At 71.1% G+C, this 21,562-nt stretch carries 21 protein-coding genes; 13 read left to right on the top strand and 8 right to left on the bottom strand.

Annotation, left to right across the window (positions count from 1 at the left end; translation table 11 throughout):
• Window positions 1-27: 27 nt before the first annotated feature.
• The 5 genes from A6F73_RS15085 (at window position 28) to pstB (ending at window position 4,865) form a co-directional block, all read left to right on the top strand.
• Window positions 28-450 (top strand): NUDIX hydrolase, encoded by a 423-nt coding sequence (locus A6F73_RS15085; RefSeq protein ID WP_244293631.1) that lies wholly within the window; start codon window positions 28-30, stop codon window positions 448-450.
• Between the two features lie 268 nt (window positions 451-718).
• Window positions 719-1,849 carry a phosphate ABC transporter substrate-binding protein PstS gene (pstS, locus tag A6F73_RS15080; protein ID WP_063348287.1) on the top strand — a complete coding sequence of 377 codons (1,131 nt, stop codon included), beginning with the start codon at window positions 719-721 and terminating at the stop codon, window positions 1,847-1,849.
• A 149-nt stretch (window positions 1,850-1,998) separates the two neighbouring features.
• Window positions 1,999-2,976 carry a phosphate ABC transporter permease subunit PstC gene (gene pstC / locus A6F73_RS15075; RefSeq protein WP_063348286.1) on the top strand — a complete coding sequence of 326 codons (978 nt, stop codon included), beginning with the start codon at window positions 1,999-2,001 and terminating at the stop codon, window positions 2,974-2,976.
• Window positions 2,973-4,049 carry a phosphate ABC transporter permease PstA gene (pstA, locus tag A6F73_RS15070; RefSeq protein WP_063348285.1) on the top strand — a complete coding sequence of 359 codons (1,077 nt, stop codon included), beginning with the start codon at window positions 2,973-2,975 and terminating at the stop codon, window positions 4,047-4,049. The genes pstC and pstA overlap by 4 nt, the downstream gene beginning before the upstream one ends.
• Window positions 4,050-4,088: 39 nt before the next feature.
• The gene (pstB, locus tag A6F73_RS15065; protein WP_063348284.1) at window positions 4,089-4,865 is read left to right on the top strand and encodes a phosphate ABC transporter ATP-binding protein PstB; all 777 of its coding nucleotides are present in this window, start codon (window positions 4,089-4,091) and stop codon (window positions 4,863-4,865) included.
• Window positions 4,866-5,022: 157 nt separating this feature from the next.
• On the opposite strand, the gene A6F73_RS15060 is transcribed toward pstB, so the two are convergent.
• A complete protein-coding gene (locus A6F73_RS15060) occupies window positions 5,023-6,018 on the bottom strand; it encodes an inorganic phosphate transporter (RefSeq protein WP_063348283.1) in 996 nt (331 codons plus the stop codon).
• 5 nt (window positions 6,019-6,023) lie between these two features.
• Entirely contained in the window at window positions 6,024-6,644 is a 621-nt protein-coding gene (locus A6F73_RS15055; protein WP_063348282.1) for a DUF47 family protein, read from the bottom strand.
• A gap of 403 nt (window positions 6,645-7,047) precedes the next feature.
• Here A6F73_RS15055 and A6F73_RS15050 point away from each other — a divergent pair, with 403 nt between their 5' ends.
• On the top strand, window positions 7,048-7,440 hold the full coding sequence (locus A6F73_RS15050) for a metal-sensitive transcriptional regulator (protein ID WP_063348281.1): 393 nt from the start codon (window positions 7,048-7,050) through the stop codon (window positions 7,438-7,440).
• 81 nt (window positions 7,441-7,521) lie between these two features.
• Here the strand turns inward: A6F73_RS15050 and A6F73_RS15045 are convergent, their stop codons facing one another.
• Entirely contained in the window at window positions 7,522-7,722 is a 201-nt protein-coding gene (locus tag A6F73_RS15045; protein ID WP_063351218.1) for a hypothetical protein, read from the bottom strand.
• Between the two features lie 196 nt (window positions 7,723-7,918).
• On the bottom strand, window positions 7,919-8,818 hold the full coding sequence (locus A6F73_RS15040) for a hypothetical protein (RefSeq protein ID WP_063348280.1): 900 nt from the start codon (window positions 8,816-8,818) through the stop codon (window positions 7,919-7,921).
• A gap of 162 nt (window positions 8,819-8,980) precedes the next feature.
• On the opposite strand from A6F73_RS15040, the gene A6F73_RS15035 reads away from it, so the two are divergent.
• Window positions 8,981-9,178, top strand: a complete 198-nt coding sequence (locus A6F73_RS15035; protein WP_079136271.1) for a hypothetical protein — start codon at window positions 8,981-8,983, stop codon at window positions 9,176-9,178.
• Between the two features lie 14 nt (window positions 9,179-9,192).
• Here A6F73_RS15035 and A6F73_RS15030 read toward each other — a convergent pair whose 3' ends face one another.
• Both A6F73_RS15030 and A6F73_RS15025 read right to left on the bottom strand, forming a co-directional pair.
• Window positions 9,193-9,906: a phosphatase PAP2 family protein gene (locus tag A6F73_RS15030; protein WP_063348278.1), complete on the bottom strand. Its 714-nt coding sequence runs from the start codon at window positions 9,904-9,906 to the stop codon at window positions 9,193-9,195.
• 185 nt (window positions 9,907-10,091) lie between these two features.
• Window positions 10,092-11,318: a bifunctional lytic transglycosylase/C40 family peptidase gene (locus tag A6F73_RS15025; protein WP_079136270.1), complete on the bottom strand. Its 1,227-nt coding sequence runs from the start codon at window positions 11,316-11,318 to the stop codon at window positions 10,092-10,094.
• A gap of 248 nt (window positions 11,319-11,566) precedes the next feature.
• Between A6F73_RS15025 and A6F73_RS15020 the strand changes: the two genes are divergently transcribed.
• The 6 genes from A6F73_RS15020 (at window position 11,567) to A6F73_RS14995 (ending at window position 19,221) form a co-directional block, all read left to right on the top strand.
• Window positions 11,567-11,917: a hypothetical protein gene (locus A6F73_RS15020; protein WP_063348277.1), complete on the top strand. Its 351-nt coding sequence runs from the start codon at window positions 11,567-11,569 to the stop codon at window positions 11,915-11,917.
• A 168-nt stretch (window positions 11,918-12,085) separates the two neighbouring features.
• Complete coding sequence (locus A6F73_RS15015) at window positions 12,086-12,901, top strand: hypothetical protein (protein ID WP_063348276.1); 816 nt, start codon at window positions 12,086-12,088, stop codon at window positions 12,899-12,901.
• A complete protein-coding gene (locus tag A6F73_RS15010; protein WP_208869082.1) occupies window positions 12,891-14,183 on the top strand; it encodes a hypothetical protein in 1,293 nt (430 codons plus the stop codon). The genes A6F73_RS15015 and A6F73_RS15010 overlap by 11 nt, the downstream gene beginning before the upstream one ends.
• 7 nt (window positions 14,184-14,190) lie before the next feature.
• Window positions 14,191-15,765, top strand: a complete 1,575-nt coding sequence (locus tag A6F73_RS15005; protein ID WP_063348275.1) for an SCO6880 family protein — start codon at window positions 14,191-14,193, stop codon at window positions 15,763-15,765.
• Window positions 15,766-15,819: 54 nt separating this feature from the next.
• Window positions 15,820-17,169, top strand: coding sequence for an ATP-binding protein (locus A6F73_RS15000; protein ID WP_063348274.1), 1,350 nt, complete (start codon window positions 15,820-15,822; stop codon window positions 17,167-17,169).
• A 252-nt stretch (window positions 17,170-17,421) separates the two neighbouring features.
• Window positions 17,422-19,221: a bifunctional metallophosphatase/5'-nucleotidase gene (locus tag A6F73_RS14995; RefSeq protein WP_063348273.1), complete on the top strand. Its 1,800-nt coding sequence runs from the start codon at window positions 17,422-17,424 to the stop codon at window positions 19,219-19,221.
• A 74-nt stretch (window positions 19,222-19,295) separates the two neighbouring features.
• Here the strand turns inward: A6F73_RS14995 and A6F73_RS14990 are convergent, their stop codons facing one another.
• Both A6F73_RS14990 and A6F73_RS14985 read right to left on the bottom strand, forming a co-directional pair.
• Window positions 19,296-20,789, bottom strand: coding sequence for a HAMP domain-containing sensor histidine kinase (locus A6F73_RS14990; RefSeq protein WP_347878534.1), 1,494 nt, complete (start codon window positions 20,787-20,789; stop codon window positions 19,296-19,298).
• A complete protein-coding gene (locus A6F73_RS14985) occupies window positions 20,786-21,556 on the bottom strand; it encodes a response regulator transcription factor (protein WP_063348272.1) in 771 nt (256 codons plus the stop codon). Before A6F73_RS14985 ends, A6F73_RS14990 begins: the two co-directional genes overlap by 4 nt.
• Window positions 21,557-21,562: the final 6 nt, after the last annotated feature.

The following is a 21,562-nucleotide window of genomic DNA, read 5'->3' as shown; positions in this document are numbered from 1 at the left end:
GCCCGGGTGATCCTGGCGGCGGGCGCGGTGCTGTGGCTGCCGGGCCGGCCGAAGAAGAGCGGCCGGCTGGGGCGGCCGCGGATCGCGGTGATCCACCGGCCCAAGTACGACGACTGGAGCCTGCCGAAGGGCAAGCTCGACCCGGGGGAGGGGGTCGTCGCGGCGGCGCTGCGCGAGGTGCGCGAGGAGACCGGGTTCGCCTGCCTGCTCGGTCCGGAGCTGCCAGCCCAGCACTACCTGGCGCAGGGCCGGCCGAAGGAGGTGCGCTACTGGGCGGCGGTGCCGTCGAGCGGGGCGTTCCGGCCGAACCGCGAGGTGGACCGGCTGGAGTGGCTGCCCGCCGGGAAGGCCCGTGCCCGGTTGACGCACGACCGCGACCGGTTGCTGGTCGACGCCCTGCTGGCGATCCTGGGTGCGAAGCCCGTACGGGCGAGCGGTCACCATCGGTGAGGGACGAGCGGTCTCCATCGGTGAAGGAACGGTGGAAGTGATCTCGTCGCGCCCTTGCCGTGACGCAACCGTGACTACCTGACGTAGTTTCCTGTCATCCTTTCGAGGTTCACTCTCCGTTCACTTGTGACCGGCTGTCGTGTCACCTACCCGGCCTAACTTCGGGTTTACCGGAGGGCCGAACGGGCCCCGGACCACAGCAGAACCCGCGCTCCGCCGTCCTCGCACGGCCCGCGCGACGGGCAATGCCACAGAAAGGGACACCCCTGTGAAGCTCCAGCGGAACGGCCGCTCCAAGGCCCTCGCCATCGGTGCCATGGCGCTCGTCAGCTCGCTGTCGCTCGCTGCCTGCGGCTCGGACGACAACGGCGCCAAGGCCGCCGGTGGCTCCAGCGGCTCCGCTTCGGCCGCCGCGGTCAACTGTGGCAAGGGCGGGACGCTGCTCGCTGCGGGCTCGACGGCTCAGGCCAACGCGATCGACGTGTGGAAGACCACCTACGGCGCGTCCTGCTCCGGCACCACCGTCAACTACAGCGGTGGCGGCTCCGGCGCCGGTGTCCAGCAGTTCAACCAGGGCAAGGTCGCCTTCGCCGGCACCGACTTCGCGCTCAAGCCCGCCGACGTCGACGCCTCCAAGACGGTCTGCACCGGTGGCAAGGCGATCGACCTGCCGCTGGTCGCGGGTCTCGTCTCGCTGGTCTACAACGTCGACAACGTCGACAACCTGGTCCTGGACGGCCCGACCTCCGCCAAGATCTTCGACTCGCAGATCACCAAGTGGAACGACCCGGCGATCGCCGCCCTGAACCCGGGCGTGCAGCTGCCGGACGCCGAGATCCAGACCGTCCACCGTTCGGACGACTCCGGGACCTCCTACAACCTCACCTCCTACTTCGCCAAGACCTCCGGTGGCGCCTGGACCGCGGCGCCGGAGAAGGCGTGGAAGGGCAAGGGCGGCCAGTCCGCCCAGGGCAGCGCCGGCGTCTCCGCGCAGATCAAGCAGGTCAAGAACTCCATCGGCTACGCCGAGCTGTCCTACGCGCAGAGCAACAACCTCAAGAGCGCCAAGATCGCCACCGGTGCGGCCAAGCCCGTCGAGGCGACCGCGGCCAACGCCGCCCTCACCTTCGCCTCCTCCACCGTCGTGGGCACCGACGGCGACCTCGCCCTCTCCCTGGACTACGGGACCAAGGCCGACAACGCCTACCCGATCATCCTGGTGACCTACGAGATCGCCTGCGACAAGGGCAACAAGCCGGAGAACCTGGACAACCTCAAGTCCTTCCTGACCTACGCGGTCAGCGACGCCGCGCAGAAGGCGATCGGCGACAAGGGCTACGTCCCGCTCCCCGCCGCCATCAGCGACAAGGTCAAGGCCGCCGTCTCCTCCCTGGCCTGACCCGACAGGAGCACCGGTGGGACGGCCCCGTGAGCGAGGGGGGCCGGGGTCGTCCCACCGGAACGCACCGACCCAGCACGAACGTCCGGGGCACCGCCGCCATGGTGCCGTCCCCCTTCCGGGGCGGCACCACCAGACCGGAGTAGACAATGACTTCATCCTCCCCTGCCGCCCCGCGAGGCAGGGAACGCCGACCGCGCGACAGCCGCTTCGGCGACAAGATCTTCATGAACCTCGCCCGCGGTTCGGGCGTCCTGCTGCTGGTCATCATGGCCGCGATCGCCGGCTTCCTGGCCTGGCGCGCGGTCCTGGCGCTCAGCACCAACGAGGGCAACTTCCTCACCACCTTCGAGTGGACGCCGGACGCCACGAAGCCGGTCTTCGGCATCGCCGTCCTGGCCTTCGGCACCCTCGTCAGCGCCGTCATCGCGATGGCGATCGCCGTCCCGGTGGCCATCGGGATCGCGCTGTTCATCTCGCACTACGCGCCGCGGAAGATCGCCCAGCCGTTCGCCTACCTGGTCGACCTGCTCGCCGCCGTCCCCAGCATCGTCTACGGCCTGTGGGGCGCGCTCTTCCTGGTCCCGCACATGGACGGCCTGACCAGCTGGCTCAACCAGTACCTCGGCTGGACGTACCTCTTCGACCAGACCAAGTCCGGCACCCCGCGCAACCTGTTCACCGTCGGCATCCTGCTGGCGATCATGGTCCTGCCGATCATCACGGCGGTCTCCCGCGAGGTGTTCCGCCAGGTGCCGCGGATGCAGGAGGAGGCGGCGCTCGCGCTCGGCGCGACCCGCTGGGAGATGATCCGCACCGCGGTGCTGCCGTTCGGCCGCCCCGGCATCATCTCGGCCTCGATGCTCGGCCTCGGGCGCGCGCTCGGCGAGACCATCGCCGTCGCGGTGGTGCTGTCCGCGAGCAACGTGCTCTCGCTGCACATCCTCGACGCGGGCGGCGGCACCTTCGCGCAGAACATCGCGCTGAAGTTCGCCGAGGCCGGCAACAACGGGCGCGACGCCCTGATGGCCTCCGGCCTCGTCCTGTTCGTCATCACCCTGCTGGTGAACGGTGCCGCGCGACTGATCATCGCCCGCCGCAAGGAGTACTCGGGGGCCAACGCATGACCGCGGCAACGACTTCCGTCACGGCCGACGCCCGGCCGCTCAGCCGGTCGCTGACCGCCAACCGGCTGCCCAAGTGGGCCCCGGCCGCCGTCGCGGTCGGCTCGATCGCGCTCGGCTGCGGGATCGGCGCCGTCGGCGGGCTGGAGAGCCACCTGCAGTGGGGCCTGATCTCGGCCGTGCTGTTCCTGCTGATCAGCTACGGCGTCTCGGCCCAGGTCGAGGGCCGCCGCCAGGCCAAGGACCGGTTCGCCACCTCGGTGGTCTGGGTCGCCTTCATCCTGGCCGTGGTCCCGCTGATCTCCCTGACGGTCTACACGATCCAGCAGGGCATCGGCGTGGTGAACGGGAACTTCCTGAGCCACTCGATGAAGGGCGTGATCGCCTCCGGCCCCGGCGGCGGCATCTACCACGCGCTGCTCGGCACCATGCAGCAGGTCGCCCTGGCCACCGCGATGGCCGCCCCGGTGGGCCTGCTGACCGCCGTCTACCTGGTCGAGTACGGCCGCGGCACGCTCGCCAAGACCGTCACCTTCTTCGTCGACGTCATGACGGGCATCCCGTCGATCGTCGCCGGTCTGTTCGTCCTCTCGCTCTGGAACATCGCCCTGGGCTTCAGCTACTCGGGCTTCTCGGGCAGCCTCGCACTGGCGATCCTGATGATGCCGGTCGTGGTCCGGTCCACCGAGGAGATGCTCAAGCTCGTCCCGAACGAGCTGCGCGAGGCCTCGTACGCGCTCGGCGTGCCGAAGTGGAAGACCATCCTGCGGATCGTCCTCCCCACCGCGATCGGCGGCATCACCACCGGCGTGATGCTGGCGGTCGCCCGCATCACGGGCGAGACCGCCCCGGTGCTGATGCTGGTCTTCGGCGCCGACGCCATCAACAGCAACCCGTTCGACGGACCGCAGCAGTCCCTGCCGATGTACATCTGGCAGCAGTACTCGGTGGTCAACAACGACTTCGGCTACGCCCGCGCCTGGGGCGCCGCGCTGGTGCTGATCGCCTTCGTGATGGGGCTCAACCTCATCGCCCGGGGCATCGCACGCTGGCGCTCGCCCAAGGGCGGACACTGACCGACTGACGTACGAAGACAGACGAGAGAAGCAACGATCATGGCCAAGCGCATCGACGTCAGCGGACTGTCCGCCTACTACGGCACCACCAAGGCCATCGAGGACATCTCGATGAGCATCGAACCCCGCTCGGTGACCGCCTTCATCGGCCCCTCCGGCTGCGGCAAGTCCACCTTCCTGCGCACCCTCAACCGGATGCACGAGGTGATCCCCGGCGCCCGGGTCGAGGGCAAGGTCCTCCTGGACGACGAGAACCTCTACGCCTCGAACGTCGACCCGGTCGCCGTCCGCCGCTCGGTCGGCATGGTCTTCCAGCGCCCGAACCCGTTCCCGACCATGTCGATCTACGACAACGTGATCGCCGGCCTCAAGCTCGCGGGCGTGCGCAAGAAGTCCGTCCTGGACGAGGTGGTCGAGCGCTCGCTGAAGGGCGCCAACCTCTGGAACGAGGTCCACACCCGGCTGAACAAGCCGGGAGCCGGCCTCTCCGGCGGCCAGCAGCAGCGGCTGTGCATCGCCCGCGCCATCGCGGTCGAGCCGCAGGTCCTGCTGATGGACGAGCCCTGCTCCGCGCTCGACCCGATCTCCACCCTCGCGATCGAGGACCTGATCGGCGAGCTGAAGTCGCAGTTCACCATCGTCATCGTGACCCACAACATGCAGCAGGCGGCCCGCGTCAGCGACCGCACCGCCTTCTTCAACCTGGCCGGCGTCGGCCAGCCGGGCAAGCTGGTCGAGCTGGACGACACCCAGCGGATCTTCTCCAACCCGTCGGTCCAGGCGACCGAGGACTACATCTCCGGCCGCTTCGGCTAGGCCGTACCCCCGCCACCGGCCGACGGACCGCGGTGTCCGGAGGCGAACGGCGAGCACACAGGCTGCTCCGCGGTGCTGCATGGCGGTGCCGCCGTGGAGCATGAAGAAGGGCCCGCCCCCGAGATGTGGGGGCGGGCCCTGTCACGTGCGGGGCCGGTCAGCCCCAGAACAGGTGGGCGAACCAGTACACCAGCGCTGCGACGATGGCGGCCGCCGGCATCGTGATGAACCAGCCGAGCACGATGTTCTTGGCGACGCCCCAGCGCACCGCGCGGATCCGCTTGGTGGCCCCCGCGCCCATGATCGCCGCGGTGATCACGTGGGTGGTGGAGATCGGCGCCTTGAAGACGAACGAGGTGACGTACATGACCGTCGCGGCGGTGGCCTCGGCGGCGAAGCCCTGCGGCGGGTCCAGCTCGATGATCTTGCGTCCGAGCGTCCGCATGATCCGCCAGCCGCCCGCGTAGGTGCCCAGCGAGAGCATCGTGGCGCAGGAGATCTTCACCCACACCGGGATGCCCTCGCCGGAGTGGTGACCGGAGATGGTGAGGGCCATCACCACGATGCCCATGGTCTTCTGCGCGTCCTGCAGACCGTGCGCCAGCGCCATCGCGGCGGCCGAGGCGGTCTGGGCGACCCGGAAGTTGCGCTTGGCCTTGTGCGGGTTGGCCCGGCGGAAGATCCACAGGATCGCCAGCATCACCAGGAAGCCGCCGACCAGGCCGACCACCGGCGAGACGATCATCGGGATGACGATCTTGTCGAGGACGCCGCCCCAGATCACGTCGATGCCGCCGGCCATGGCCGCGCCCACCATGCCGCCGAACAGCGCGTGCGAGGAGGAGGACGGCAGACCGAAGTACCAGGTGACCAGGTTCCAGGCGATCGCCCCGACCAGTGCGGCGAACAGGATCACCATGCCCCGGTCGCCGGTGGGGGTCTCGATGATCCCCTGGGAGACGGTGTGCGCCACGCCGCTGCCGAGGAAGGCACCGGCCAGGTTCATCACCGCGGCCATCGCCAGCGCGGCCCTGGGGGTCAGCGCCCGGGTGGAGACCGAGGTGGCGATCGCGTTCGCGGAGTCGTGGAAGCCGTTGGTGTAGGTGAAGAAGAACGCAACGCCGACGACGGCGATGAGTGCTGCCATGTCCACGAGGGTCAGGACTCCTTGACGGCGATGGTCTCCACCGTGTTGGCGACGTGCTCGAACGCGTCCGCCGCCTCCTCAAGAACGTCCACGACCTGCTTGAGCTTGAGCACCTCGATGGCGTCGTACTGGCCGGAGAACAGGTGGGCGAGCAGCTTGCGGTGGATCTGGTCGGCCTGGTTCTCCAGCCGGTTGACCTCGATCCAGTACTCGGTGAGGTTCGACATGCTGCGCAGGTTCGGCATCGCCTCGGCGGTGAGCTCGGCGGCCCGGGCCAGCACCTCGATCTGCTGCTCGATCCCCTTCGGCAGCGTCTGGATGTCGTAGAGGACGACCAGGTCGACGGCCTCCTCCATGAAGTCCATGATGTCGTCCAGCGACGAGGCGAGGTTGTAGATGTCCTCGCGGTCGAAGGGCGTGATGAAGGACGAGTTCAGCTGGTGGAACACGGCATGGGTGGTGTCGTCCCCGGCGTGCTCGGCGGCGCGCATGCGCTCGACGATCTCCGCGCGGGCCGACACGTCTGATCCCAGCAGTTCCAGCAGGAGCTTCGAACCGACGACGAGGTTCTCCGCGGCGGCAGAGAACATGTCGTAGAAGCTCGTCTCCTTCGGGGTCAGGCTAAAACGCACGGAAATCTCCGATGTGCGGGGTAGGGACTGAACGATGCTAGGTGCAACCAAGCGCAATCGTGCAAACGGGGTGGTGATGGTGGAGGCGGAACCTCCTCTTCCGTTCGGCTGCCGCACCAGCTGACCCGGACCGCACACCCAGGTGCGGACGTGAGCCCCCAGTCTGACGGAACCTCGCCCGGATTGTCCCCGTGGTACGTACGGAAGACGGGGGCGCCGCTCAGACGGGTGAACCGCGCGGCGGGCCGCCCGCAGCCCGGTCGCAGCCCGTTCGCAGACCGTCCGGAACCCGTCCCGAACCCTTCGGCACATGCCGCGTCGGCCGTCGGAACACCACGGACGGCCCCGGTGTTGGACACTGGTGGCCGACGCAGCCACCAGGCATCCAGACGAAGGCGGGCCGATGACCACGACGCAAGCGCGCACCGAGCCGGACCACGGGCACGGCACCGACGCGCAGGCCGACGCACCCGCCGTCCCCGCGGCCGCCGCAGGACATCAGGGCGGGCACGGCCCGCACGGCTACAGCGCCCAGAAGGACGCCCACCTCAAGCGGCTGCGCCGGATCGAGGGCCAGATCCGCGGCCTCCAGCGCATGGTCGACGAGGACGTCTACTGCATCGACGTGCTCACCCAGGTCTCGGCCGGAACCAAGGCGCTGCAGTCCTTCGCACTGTCCCTGCTGGAGGAGCACCTGCGGCACTGCGTCGCGGCCGCCGCCGAGGAGGGCGGCGCCGAACTCGACGCCAAGGTCGCGGAGGCCACGGCCGCGATCGCTCGGCTGCTGCGCAGCTGAGGCCGGGCCTGGTCCGGGCCGGGCGCGCGGGTCCGGACCGCCAACACCCCCAGCCGCGAACGTCCCTGGGCCGGGAGCGACCTAACCGTCGGCCTGCCGCCAGGCCTCGCCGTCGGCCCGCCCAGGCTCGGCCCGGTCGAGCAGCACCTCGTCGATCCGCTCGGTCGGCAGCCGGTCGCTGGTGCTGGCCGTCGCGGCGATCATCAGCTCGCCGGCCAGATCGATCTCGTCGAGGGCCGCGTCGTCGTGGCCGCCGCTGCGGCCGCCCGTGGACGACACCACCTGCACCACCCCTTCAGTGCCTCGCCAGCCCGGGCGGCAGCCACCCGACGTCCAGCCTAGGCACTTCGGAGCCCGTCCACATGGCACGGACGGGCCATCTCGGCGCCGCCGAAACGGGTGACCGCCGCTCCCCGGGCGGCCACCCGCTCCGGCGGCGCCCCGGTTCGCCCCGGCGCCGGAGCCCTGCCCCGGCGGCCTACTTCGGGCTCTCCGAGGGCTTCATCGCGTAGATGTCCGAGGCCGGCGGCTCGGCCGCCTCCACCGGCTTGCCGAAGTCCGTCACCGAGGTGGTCGACGTCACCTTCACCTGGTCCTTGGCCTCCTTCGAACCGGCCACCCCGGCGAAGGTGAACACCTCGACCACCTTGTGCAGCCGGCCCTGGTCGTCCAGCCAGGCGTCGTACGGGACCTCCTTCACGGTGAAGGTCTGGGCCCCCATCCGCAGGCCGTCCCCGCCGCGGCCGCCGGTCGCGTCGGCCGCCTTGGCCAGGTCCAGGGTGCCGCGGTAGTGGTGCAGCGCCACCCCGTCGACAGTCTCGGTGCCGACCGCGTCCGCCTTCTGCGCCCCGCGCAGGGCGCCCGCCGCCGAGGCCGGGTCGGTGGCGCCGCTGCTGACCAGGTTGCCGTCCGGCAGCTGGCGCACGTCCAGCTTGACCCACTTGCCCTCGGGCACCTTGGCGCCGCTGTTCTGCAGGTAGACGGTGCCCGGCAGGACCACCTCGACGATCTTCCCGGTGGTCGCCGCGCCCGGCGGCACCTGGACCTCCAGCCGGCCGATCCGCTTCACGTAGTCGTAGCCGCCCGTCCCGGTGAAGACGGCCTTCTTCTCGGACGACTCGGTGACCAACTCGGTGGCGGTGTGCGCGGAGCCGGTGCGGCCGGTGATGTCGGCGCTGTTGCGCACCGCCGTCAGCGGGTCCGCGGCGAGCTGGTCGGGGGCACCCGACTGCCGGTCGGAGGAGCCGCCCCCGGAGCCGGCCGCGCAGCCGGCGGACAGGCCGGCCAGGGCGGCGGCGAGCAGGGCGGCCCCGGCCGCCGAACGCAGATGCGGCAGCGGACGGCGCCCCGGCCGTCCGCCACGCTGCTGGTCGGTCATCTTCATCCTCGCGACAACCCCCTCGGGCCTGACTGCCCTGCCGACACCACCAGGTGAACAGAGCTCTTTCCGGGCAAACGAGTTGAGCCGCGAAGGGTTACGCGGAAGAGGTCTTGCGGACGGCATCGCGCGCCCGGCGCCCGGCGCGTTACGGTGAACCACGTGCACAGTGAGCTGCCGGCCTTCCCCGGCACCGCCCGGATGCCCGAACACCGTGTCGCGGTCAGCGAGCGCGGTTCCTTCGCCTTCGCGACCTGCAGCTGCGGCTGGTTCTCACCGGCCCGCCGCTCGCGCGACCTGGCCCGGCGCGAGGGGGACGACCACCTCGCCCTCGCCGAGAGCGGCGGCGGACCGGGGTAGCCGGGCCGGGCGGCTCACGCCGCCAGATCGGACTCCGGCGGCTGCTCCTCGGAACGCACCGCCCCGCGCTCGCGCCCGCGCCGCCGGCCGCGCGGGCCGGCGCCGGCCCGCTCCGGCGCCCGGATCAGCGGGGCGAGGGCGGTCCGGCCCAGCGCGTGGCAGAGCGGGACCAGCACCGCCATCGCGATCGGTGCCAGCAGCAGCACCACCGCGGCGGCGAGCGCGAAGCCGCCGATCACGTCGGTCGGGTAGTGCACGCCCATGAACATCCGGCAGAAGCCCTGCAACAGGGCCAGGCCCCCGGCGATCCAGCCGAGCCGCCGGTTCACCAGGAACAGCGCCACCGCCACGCCCATCGTCATGGTCGAGTGGTCGCTGACGAAGGAGTGGGTGCCGGCCTTGCCGTCCACCAGCACCAGCAGCCCGCTGTGGTCGACGAACGGGCGCGGGCGGTTCACGATCGCGGCGATCGGCAGGTTGGCCAGCTCGGCGATGGCGACGGAGAGCGGCACCCAGAGCAGCCCGGCGACGGCCACCGGCGCGTCCGGGCGGCGTCTCGCCTGCAGCCAGGCCACCAGGCCCAGCATCGCCAGGCCGATCAGGATGCCGTACTCACCGATCCACGAGACCAGGTGGTCCAGCCACTGCGGGGAGCGCTTGGCCAGTCCGTTGACGGCGTAGAGCAGGCCGAGGTCGGGGTTGGTCGTGTCGGCAAGCGGCGTCGACACGCCGCACCTCCTTCTGGTCCGCTGCAGCTGTTCGATCCGGTCGGGGCCCTTCCCGGCGCGGGAAGCTGACGGTGGGCCATCGGGATCAACGTCATCGCCGGGGCACAGCGTTCCACGGAAACGCGCGGTTATGGAAACTTGACTCAGCGTCCACAGGGCACTCACACCTCGGGGCCACGGGCGGCTCAGTTCCTCGCCGCCGGCCGCCCCGCCCCGGCGGGGTCCGGGCCGGTCGGGGCGGGTGGCGCGGCGGCCGCGGGCGGTCCGGCGGCGGGCCGGGTGGCGGCGCTGCTGGGGCTCGCCAGGGCTGCCGGGGCCACCGGGGCCGAAGGGGTGGTCGCCGCGGTCGGGCTGGTCGGGCCGGTCGGCGTCGTCGAGCCCGGGCGGCTCGGGGCGCTCACGGAACCGTCCGCGTTGCGGGCCGGCAGCGCCTGGGCGCCGTCCGAGGTGACCCTGGTCGCGCCGATGTACTCCCTGGTGTCGATCTTGTCGTAGCGGATCACCGCGCCGGTGTGCGGCGCGTTGATCATGTAGCCGCCGCCGACGTAGATCCCGACGTGGTGGATGCTCCGCGGATCGTTCAGGTCCGTCGCCCAGAACACCAGGTCGCCCGGCCGCAGCTGATAGCGCGACGGGTGCGGGCCGGCGTACCACTGGTCGTTCGCCACCCGGGGCAGCGTGATGCCCACGCTGGCGTACGCCGCCTGGGTCAGGCCCGAGCAGTCGAACCGCCCGTTCTGCGAGGGCAGCCCCTCCCCGCCCCACAGGTACGGCGTCCCGAGCTTGCTCTGCGCGAAGTAGATCGCCGCGGCCGACTGCCCGGACACCTCCACCGGCGCCGTGGGCACGGTGAAGCTGCGGGCCATCGCCTGAATGTTCCTCACATAGCCCTGGGTCTCCTTGTACGGCGGCACCCCGTTGTACTTGGTCACCGCGTACGGGCCGGCGTTGTAGGCGGCCAACAGGTTGGCCTGCCGGTCGCCCGGGACCTTGGCGACGTCCTTCGCGAGCGCGCAGTCGAAGGTGGCCGCCGAGGCGATCGCGTCCAGCGGGTCCCAGACGTCCTTCTTGCCGTCCCCATTGGCATCCGTGCCGTACGCCGCCCAGGTATCGGGCATGAACTGCGCCATTCCCTGTGCCCCGACGCCCGATTGGGCCTTCGGATCGAAACCGCTTTCCTGGTAGAGCTGTGCCGCGAGCATCGGCGGCGAGATCTCCGGGCAGAGCGCGCCCCACTGCTGGATCGGCGCCTGGAACGCCGCCGGGACCGTCCCCGGCGAGAGTGCGGCGCGATTCGCCGACTGCTGCGGCGTCCCACTCGCCGCGAACGTCCCCACCGTCACCAAACCGATCAACCCGAACGTCACAACTCCCGCAGCGGCGGCGGCCGTACCGGCCTTCCGGAGTACCATCAGCACCATCCCGACGAATCGTCAGTCGAAGTGTTCCGGAAGGCGTTGCTCACCGCAATCATCAGAGATACAAAGAGTGAGCGCTATCCTTCGTACGGTGGACATCCTCGCGTACGTGCCCGGTACCTCACGACCAATCCGCGAGAAGTAGCCAAGTCGACATCAGATCTGGCCAAGAATAGGTACCGACCCTTCGCGCGGGCGGGGTCAGGGCCCTTGAATTTGCCTGATCGGGCGGTGAGATGGAAATGAACCTGAGCAGCGTGCACACGAACGCGATCGGCCACCTGGCCGAGGACCCACCAAAGAAGCCGAATATCGACACCATCATCGGCGGGATCGCCCCGGACTGGGGCCCGTTCGCGACCCTCGGGTCGGAGGCCAGGGTGATGGTCGAGGTCATCATGGCCGTCGCCATCCTGCTCTGCCTCGGCATCGCCGTCTGGGGGGCGGCCAAACAGCGGATCGGTGCGACCGCGATGCGCGACAGCTTCGGCGCCGAACAGGGCAAGGGGCTGATCGTCGCCGGTCTGACCGGCGTGTTCATCATTGGATCACTCGGCACTCTGTTCACCATTGTCTACGGCATGGCGATCTGACGATCGGACAGCAGTAGCCAGGCCCGCCCGCCCCGGGGCCAGGTCCCCGTCCGGACCGCCCCGAGCCCACCCGCCAGCAGTCCACCCCCCGTTCCCACCCTCCGTCCGCGCCCGCCCCCGGCGGAGGGCCCCCGGAGCCCCCCGGCTCCCCGCACCAGGAGGGCCGCCGTGCCGTTGTCCGACGACCAGCCGCACACCCGTACGCGGCTGCCGGTCGGCGAACAGCCCTCCTCCCAGCCGACCCAGCGTCAGGCCCGACCGCTCCGCACCCTGCTGACCGTCCTCGTCGTCGTCACCCTGCTCGTCGTGGCCATCTCCATCGCCAACCGCGACAAACCCGACCCCGGCAGCACCGGCCGCTCCGCCGACCACGCCGCCCCCACCGCGCCCGCCGGCGCCGGCCCCGCCCCCAGCGGCGACCAGCCCGTCGGCACCACCACCAACGGCATCGGCTCCGGCTACCCGCACACCGACCAGGGCGCCCAGTCCGCCGCCGCCAACTACGCGGTGGCGATCGGCTCCGCCGACATGTTCCGCGCCGACAGCCGCCACACCATCGTCGCCACCATCGCCGACCCGGGCGCGGTCTCGGGCCTCCAGAGCCGCCTGGACCAGGGGTTCGGCGGCGACACCGCCGCCCGTTACGGCCTCGACGCCCAAGGCCGCGCGCCCAAGGGCCTCACGTTCGTCAGCCGCACCGTCCCCGTCGGCGCCAAGTCGACCGGCTACAGCGACGGCGACGCCAAGGTCGAGGTCTGGTGCACCGGCCTCACCGGCCTCGCCGGCGAACACTCGGTCCAGCCCGTGACGACGAACTGGTTCACCCTCACGCTCTCGCTCCACTGGACGGGCAGCGACTGGAAGCTCACCGACTTCACCAGCAAGCAGGGCCCCGCGCCGATGCCGGGGGACCAGCAGGCCGCCACCGCCGACGAGATCACCGGCGCCGTCCAGCAGCTCGGGGGGTTCCGCTATGCCCGTTGACCAGACCTCACACCGCTCCACCGCACGCCGAGCGGGCACGCTGGCGGGCGCGTTCGCCGCCTTGCAGGTCGCGGCGCTGCTGGCGGCCCAGCGGGTGTTCGCCGAGCCGTCACCGTCGGCCACGCCGTCCGCCACCCCCACGTGCCAGAAGGTCGATCTGCCGATCCCGGGCAGCGACGCGGGCTGCGCCCCGAATGGCGCGGTCGTCATCCCGGGCGGTGGGGCCATCGGGAGTGTGGCCGATCCGTTGGGGTCGTTGGCCAAGGGGTGTGCCCAGGCGGCGGCTTGGGTGGTGCGGAAGTTGTCGAGCGCGATCGACGGGACGACGCAGGTGGACTTCACCAATGCGTCGTTCCTGCAGCAGTACGCGGTGGTGTTCGCCGTGTCGACGGTGATCACGCTGGTGCTGTGGCTGCTGGCGGTGACGAAGCGGGCGGTGCGGGGGGCGCCGTTGGCGACGGCGTTCACGGAGGCGATCGGCTTCCTGTGGCTGACCGTCGTGGCGTCCGCGTTCACGCCGCTGATCCTCTACACCGTGGTGAGCGTGACGGACGGGCTGACCAAGGCGATCGCGGTGGGGACGAAGTCGGACACCGGGTCGTACCTGGGCGCGTTCGCCGACACCCTGGAGAAGGGGGACATGGGCGGCGGTCCGTTGATCCTGATCATCGTGTCGCTGGTGGCGGTGCTGGCGGCGGCGGTGCTCTGGATCGAGCTGCTGATCCGGGCGGCGATGCTGTACGTGGGCGCGCTGCTGGGTACGGCGGTGTACGCGGGGTTGGTGGACAAGCAGCTGTGGAAGCACGTGCGCCGGTGGGCGGGGGTGATGGTGGCGGTGGACCTGGCGAAGCCGATCATCGTGGTCATCCTGGGCCTGGCGGGTGCGGTGGCGTCGGGGGCCGGGGCCAGCGACGACTTCGCGCGGGTGCTGTCGGGGCTGGCGATCCTGTTCCTGTCGATCTTCGCGAGCGCCGCCGTGTACCGCTTCGTGCCGGGCTTCGGCGACGAGATCATGAACATGCGCCATGCCCGGGCGAGTGCGGTGTCGGCCGGTTCGGCGATGATCAACGGCACCGCGAACCTGATGAAGCAGGGCATCACCACCCACGGTGACCGCGGGCCGGTCGGTGCGGGTGGTGGCGGCGGCGGGGGTGCGGGCGGCGGTTCGGTCGCGCCGGGCATCGCCGCGCACGCCGGGCGGACGCCGGCGCCACCACCGCAGGCCGGGCCGCCGCAGACCTCGGTTCCGATCCGCGACAGCAACTCAGCGAAGGGAGGGTGACGGGTAAGTGAGCAGTGAACCGCTCGGCCAGTACGGAGCCCAGTACGCCCAGCCGTACGTGCACCAGCGCCGCACCTACCTGATCGGCAAGGCCCGCCCGAACGCGCCGATCGGCCGCAACCGGGAGTCCGGCGAGATCGTCCTGATCATCTTCGGGGCGTTCCTCGGCATGCTCTGGGGCCTGCTGATGCCGATCCTGCCGCTGCGGATCGGCGGCCTGATCGGCCTGCCCATGGTGGCCATCGCGGCGGTGTACGTGCCGTACCGCAGGCGGACGTTCTACAAGTGGGCGGAGATCAACCGCACCTACCGCCGGACGGTGCGCAGCGGCCGGTCGGTGTGGCGCTCGGACGTGATGGACGCCGGGACCCGGATGGACGGCCGGGAGGTGGAGGTCGGCCCGCCGCCCGGGGTGGGGCGGCTGCGCTGGCTGGCCGCGCCGTTCGGGCCGGACGAGGTCGGGGTGCTGATGCACCTGGAGCGGCGGACGGTGACGGCCGCGATCGAGATCGAGGGCCCGGGTGTCGGCCTGCGCGACTCGGAGGACCAGGAGGCGCTGGTCGACCGGTTCGGCACGCTGCTGAAGCACGTCGCCAACGGGGACGGCTTCGTGACCCGGTTGCAGATCCTGGCCCGGACGCTGCCGGCCGACCCGGACGCGCACGCCAAGGACGTCGAGCGGCGCGGGGACCACGACGCGCCGCGCTGGCTGCAGGACTCGTACGACCAGTTGCAGTCGATGGTGTCGACCTCCTCGGAGCAGCACCGGGCGTACCTGGTGGCCTGCATGCACTACACCCGCGACCTGGCGGCCGAGGCGCACGCGATGGGCCGTACGGCGACCGGTCGGCGGGCCCGGGACGACGAGGGGCTGGCGGCCGTGATGGCGCGCGAGCTGACCGACATCTGCGCCCGGCTGGCGGAGGCGGACATCCGGGTGCGCCAGCCGTTGGGGCAGGCCCGGCTCTCCTCGCTGCTGCACTCGATGTACGACCCGGACCACCCGATCGACCACATCCAGGCGATGTCCCGGCGCAACGCCTGGCCGGCCGAACTGGACGCGACCAACCCGCAGTACCTGGAGGCGAAGACCCGCGAGTCGGCGACCCGGGAGCCGTGGTGCCACGCCACCGCGTGGATCAAGGAGTGGCCGCTGACCCCGGTGGGGGTCAACTTCCTGGCGCCGCTGCTGGTGCACACCCCGGACGTGATCCGGACCGTCGCGGTGACGATGGACCTGGAGCCCACCGACGTCGCGATCGAGCGGATGCTGACCGAGAAGACCAACGACGAGGCGGAGGCCAGCCGCGCGGCCAAGATGAACCGGACGGTCGACCCGCGCGACCTGGCCCACACCGGCCGGGTGGACCAGCGCGGCGACGACCTGGCCTCCGGTGCGGCCGGGGTGAACCTGGTCGGCTACATCACGGTGTCCTCGCGCAACCCCGACGCGCTGGCCCGGGACAAGCGCACCATCCGGGCCTCGGCCGGCAAGAGTTACCTCAAGCTGGAGTGGTGCGACCGCGAGCACCACCGGGCCTTCGTCAACACCCTGCCGTTCGCGACCGGCATCCGCCGCTGACGCCCGGTCCGCACCGCTCCACCATCGCCCGTCGACCAGACCAGGAGGCCGTACATGGCGCTCGGCAACCTCTCCGAGGCGTTCACCAGCCTGATGTTCGGCAAGGTGGAGACCACCCGGCTGCCGGTGCGTACCTCCACCGGCCAGGCGCAGGCGGTCTACCTGCCCACCGCCGCGCCGGGGCTGGGCGACTCGGGCGTGATCATCGGCCGTGAGGTGTACAGCGGCAAGGGGTACGTCTACGACCCCTTCCAGCTGTACGGGCAGCAGCTGCCGGCCCCGCACTGGCTGGTGCTCGGCGAGTCCGGCAACGGCAAGTCGGCGCTGGAGAAGACGTACGTGCTGCGGCAGTTGAGGTTCCGCGACCGGCAGGTCGTGGTGCTCGACGCGCAGGGCGAGGACGGCGTCGGCGAGTGGAACCTGATCGCCAACGCGCTGGGCATAAAGTCGATCCGGCTCGACCCGATGGCCGCCCGGGACGGCGGGGTGAAGCTCAACCCGCTGGACCCGGCGATCACCCAGACCGGCCAGTTGTCGCTGCTGCGCACCATCGTCGAGGTCGCGATGGGGCGGGGCCTGGAGGAGCGGGCCGGGTTCGCGCTGAAGGCCGCGCACGCCCATGTGGTGGCGACGGTGAAGGACCGTCAGCCGGTGCTGGACGACATCATCGACACCCTGCGCAGCCCCGAGCTGTCCTCGGTGGAGTCGCTGGGCGTGGCGGTGGACGAGGTGCAGTCCTGGGGCCTGGACGTGGCGCTGGTGCTGGACCGGCTGGTCGACGGCGACCTGCGCGGCATGTTCGACGGGTCGACCACCGACGGCATCGACCTGGACGCGCCGCTGATCGTCTTCGACCTCTCGCACATCGACCGCAACTCGATCGCGATGCCGATCCTGATGGCGATCGTCGGCGTGTGGCTGGAGCACACCTGGATCCGGCCGGACCGGAAGAAGCGCATCTTCCTGGTCGAGGAGGCCTGGCACATCATCAACAGCCCCTTCGTGGCGCAGCTGTTCCAGCGGCTGCTGAAGTTCGGCCGCCGGCTCGGGCTCTCCTTCGTCGCGGTGGTGCACCACCTGTCCGACGTGGTGGACGGTGCGGCGGCCAAGGAGGCGTCGGCGATCCTGAAGATGGCCTCCACCCGGACGATCTACATGCAGAAGGCGGAGGAGGCGCGGTCCACCGGCCGGGTGCTGGGCCTGCCGCGCTGGGCGGTGGAGATCATCCCCACCCTGTCGCCGGGCATCGCGGTCTGGGACGTCAACGGCAATGTCCAGGTGGTCAAGCACATCATCACCGAGGCCGAGCGGCCGCTGGTGTACACCGACCGTGCGATGACCGAGGACGCGGTGGCCGAACGGGACCGGGCCGAGCGACAGTTGGCTGCCGAGCCGGGAGTCTGAGCGGCCGGTCGGGCGGCCTGAGCGGCCGGGTCGGGGGCCTGGGCGGGTCGGGCGGGTGGTCTGGGCGGGGAGGCCCGGACGGGGGCGCCGGCGCTGGTCGGACGGCGACGGTTCGTCAGGAGGTAATCCTCTCGTTACGTTCGACGTCCTGACAGCTACGCGCGTTGACTCTAGGCTTCACAGGCGCAACACATCACCCAGACGCCCGGTCAAGTCCACAGCGGGCGCTCCTCCAAGGTGCAGGGGACCCTCATGCTCACCGTCAGATCCCGACGCGCGGCGCTCGCCGTCGTCGCCGCCGCAGGTCTGGTCGGCACGGTGGCCGTGCCGACGGCCGCGCAGGCCGCCGACGCCAACGCCAAGCGTCACAAGACCGTCAACCTCCAGCTGCTGGCGATCAACGACTTCCACGGCAACCTGGAGCCCCCGGCCGGTTCGTCCGGCACCATCCGGGAGATCGACCCGGCCACCGGCAAGGAGGTCTCGACCCCGGCCGGTGGCATCGAGTACCTGGCCACCGAGCTGCGCAAGGCCCGGATCCCGGCCGACGACTCGATCACCGTCGCGGCCGGCGACATCATCGGCGCCAGCCCGCTCACCTCGGCGCTCTTCCACGACGAGCCGACCATCGAGGCGATGGACAAGCTCGGCCTGGACGTCACCTCGGTCGGCAACCACGAGTTCGACGAGGGCGCGCAGGAGCTGCTGCGCATGCAGGACGGCGGCTGCCACCCGGTCGACGGCTGCTACGAGCCCGGCCGCACGTTCAAGGGCGCCAACTTCAACTACCTGTCGGCCAACGTCACCGACGAGAAGACCGGCAAGCCGCTGCTGGCCCCGTACTGGGTGACCAAGTCCCAGGGCGTGAAGGTCGGCTTCATCGGCGTCACCCTGGAGGGCACGCCGAACATCGTGACCGCCGAGGGCGTCAAGGGCCTGAAGTTCGCCAACGAGGTCACCACGATCAACAAGTACGCCGCCGAGCTCAAGGCCAAGGGCGTCAACTCGATCGTCGCGCTGATCCACGAGGGCGGGTACCCGGCCAGCAGCGTCTACAACTACGACTGCGGCCCGGCCGGCCAGGGCATCTCCGGTCCGATCGTCGACATCTCCAAGAAGCTCGACCCGTCGATCGGCGCCATCGTCACCGGCCACACCCACAACGCGTACGCCTGCACCATCCCCGACCCCAACGGCGTCCCGCGCTCGGTCACCAGCGCCGCCTCCTTCGGCCGGCTGTACACCGAGATCGACATGAAGCTGGACAAGACCACCGGCGAGATCGTCCGCCCGACGGTCAAGGCCGAGAACCACGTGGTGCGCCGCACCGTCGAGAAGGCGCCCGACATGACGGCGCTGGTCGACCACTACTCCAAGCTGGCCGCCCCGATCGCCAACCGGCCGATCGGCTACATCGCCTCGGACATCAACGGCCGCGGCAACAGCGACCTGGAGAAGCCGCTCGGTGACCTGATCGCCGACGCGCAGGTGGAGGGGCTCGCCCCGGCCGCCAAGGGCGGGGCGCAGGTCGCCTTCATGAACCCCGGCGGCATCCGCTCCGACCTGGTCTACAAGGCCTCCGGCGCCGAGGGCGACGGCGTGGTGACCTACGGCGAGGCGTTCACCGTCCAGCCGTTCACCAACATGATGCAGGTCAAGACGCTGACCGGCGCCCAGCTGGTGCAGCTGCTCCAGCAGCAGGTCAGCGGCTCCAACGCGGCCGCGCCGAAGATCCTCCAGGCGTCCTCGGGCCTCCACTACACCCTGGACATGCGCAAGACCGGTGCGGACCGGGTGGTCGTCGACTCGATCCGGCTGAACGGCGCCCCGATCGACCAGGCCGCCAAGTACCGGGTCGCGGCCAATGAGTTCCTGGCCGGCGGCGGCGACGGCTTCCCGGCCTTCGCGGCCGGCACCGACAAGCTCGTCGGCGCCTCCGACCTGGACGTCTTCGCCGCCTACCTGGGTGCCCACAGCTCGGCGGCCTCGCCGCTGAAGGCCCCGGCGCAGGATCGGATCAAGGTCATCGGCCCGGGCGTCGACATCGACTGACCGTGAGCCGGTACAGGACGGGCGGGGCGCTGTCGGGGCGCCCCGCCCGTCCTGCGTCGTCCGCCCGTCCCGCCCTATTCGGGGGCGGGGCCGCCGGGCAGCCGGACGGTCGCCAGCGCGCCCGGGCCGCCGTCCCCGGCCGGGCCCAGCGACACCTCGCCGCCCGCCTCCCGGACGCTCTGCGCGACGATCGACAGGCCCAGGCCGGAACCGGGCAGCTGTCGAGAGGACGGCGAACGCCAGAACCGGTCGAACACGTACTGCAGTTCCTCCGGCGGAATGCCGGGGCCGTGGTCGCGGACGGTCAACACGCCCTGCTGGAGCCGGACTTCGATGGTGCCGCCGGGCGGGCTGTACTTGACCGCGTTGTCCAGCAGGTTGATCACCGCCCGTTCGAGCCCGGCGGCGTCGCCGTGCACGAACCAGGGGTCGGTCGCGGTCTCGAAGACCAGCCCCGGGCCGCGCAGCTTCGCCCGCTCGACCGCCCGCCCGGCGATCTCGTGCAGGGCCACCACGGTGGGGTTGTGGACCGGCTTGGGGGAATCCGGGCGGGACAGCTGGAGCAGGTCCCCGATCAGGACGGTGAGCTCCTGCATCTGCGCCTTCATGTTGCCCAGCAGCTTGGTCTTGGTCGCGGCGGGCAGCGGGCGGCCCGTGTCGTTGCTGCGGATCAGCAGGTCGACGTTGGTGCGCAGCGAGGTGAGCGGGGTGCGCAGCTCGTGCCCGGCGTCGGCGATCAGACGGGTCTGCCGCTCGCGGGAGTTGGCGAGGGCGGTGCTCATCGAGTTGAAGGAAGTGGAGAGCCGGGCGATCTCGTCGTCCCCGTGCACGGGGATGGTGGTGCCGACCTCCTCGGTGCGGGCGATGTGCTCGACGGCGTCGGTGAGTTGGTCGACGGGCTTGAGCGCGGACCGGGCGACCACGCGGCCGGCGATGGCGGCGAGGATGATCCCGCCGAGGGCCACGCCGCCGAGGAGGAGGGCGAGCCGCTGGAGGGAGTCCTCGATGGGCTGGGAGGGGGTCGCCACCATGACGACGACGGGCACCTGGAAGCTGTGGTTCAGGGTCAGCCGGACGATCGCGGGGTCGCCGTTGGTGTACCTGCCGTCCCGGATGATCGACTGGCCCGGCTTGAGCCGGAATCCGGCGGCGTCCTCCGACGTGGTCACGATCGCCTTGGTCGCCCCGGGGGGCAGGCAGACGCCCCCGGCCCCGCCCCGGAGGAACTGGGTGTCCCGGGGGACGGCTCCGCTGATGTCCGGGATGACGACGCCGCGCTGGTTCTCCAGCGCGGCTTCCGGGGTGGCGTAGCAGACCAGGGGGTTTCTCCCGATCGGTGCTGCGGGAGCACCCGCCAGGTCCGCCCGGACCTGGTCGTACAGCTGCTTCTCCACGATGAACCAGCAGGCCAGCGCCGACAGGGCGATGGCCACCGCGACCGCGGCCGCGCTCAGGAAGGTGAGGCGGCTGCGGAGGGAGCGGGAGCGGAGCCAGTGGGAGAGGCGCCGGCGGCGGGGGACGCCGGGTGGAGCCAGTGGCGGGGGCGGGTAGGGCGTGGGGGAGGTCACGTGGTGGCGCCGGCGGCCGGGCGCAGGGCGTAGCCGACGCCGCGCACGGTCTGGATGAGGCGGGGCATGCCGCCCTGCTCGGTCTTGCGGCGCAGGTACATCACGTAGACGTCCAGGGAGTTGGAGGAGGGTTCGAAGTCGAAGCCCCAGACGGCCTTGAGGATCTGTTCGCGGGTGAGGACCTGGCGGGGGTGGGCGAGGAACATCTCCAGCAGCATGAACTCGGTGCGGGTGAGTTCGACGGGCTTGCCGGCGCGGGTGACCTCGCGGGTGGCGGTGTTCATCCGCAGGTCGCCGAAGGCCAGCACCTCGCTCTCGTCCTCGGCGGCGGCGCGGGCGGCGGCCTCGGTGGCGAGGGCGTTGCGGCGCAGCAGGGCGCGGACGCGGGCGAGCAGTTCGTCGAGTTCGAAGGGCTTGGCGAGGTAGTCGTCGGCGCCGACGTCCAGGCCGGTGACGCGGTCGCCGACGGCGTCGCGGGCGGTGAGCATCAGGACGGGGACGGTGTCGCCGCGGGAGCGCATCCGGCGGACGGCGGTGAGGCCGTCCATCCGGGGCATCATGATGTCCAGCAGGACGAGGTCGGGCCGGTCGCGTTCGACGGACTCCAGGGCCTCGTAGCCGTCGGTGGCGGTGGCGACCTCGTAGCCCTCGAAGGCGAGGCTGCTCTCCAGGGCGTCCCGGAGGGCGGGTTCGTCGTCGACCACGAGGAGCCGGGCGGAGGGGTGGCCGGCCTCGGCGGCGGTGCGGTCGTCGGCGGACGGGGTCATGGGCTG

The sequence above is a fragment of the Streptomyces sp. MJM8645 genome (assembly GCF_001625365.1).
In the GTDB taxonomy this organism is placed as follows: domain Bacteria; phylum Actinomycetota; class Actinomycetes; order Streptomycetales; family Streptomycetaceae; genus Kitasatospora.
This window is presented reverse-complemented; position numbering and strand designations above follow the sequence as displayed.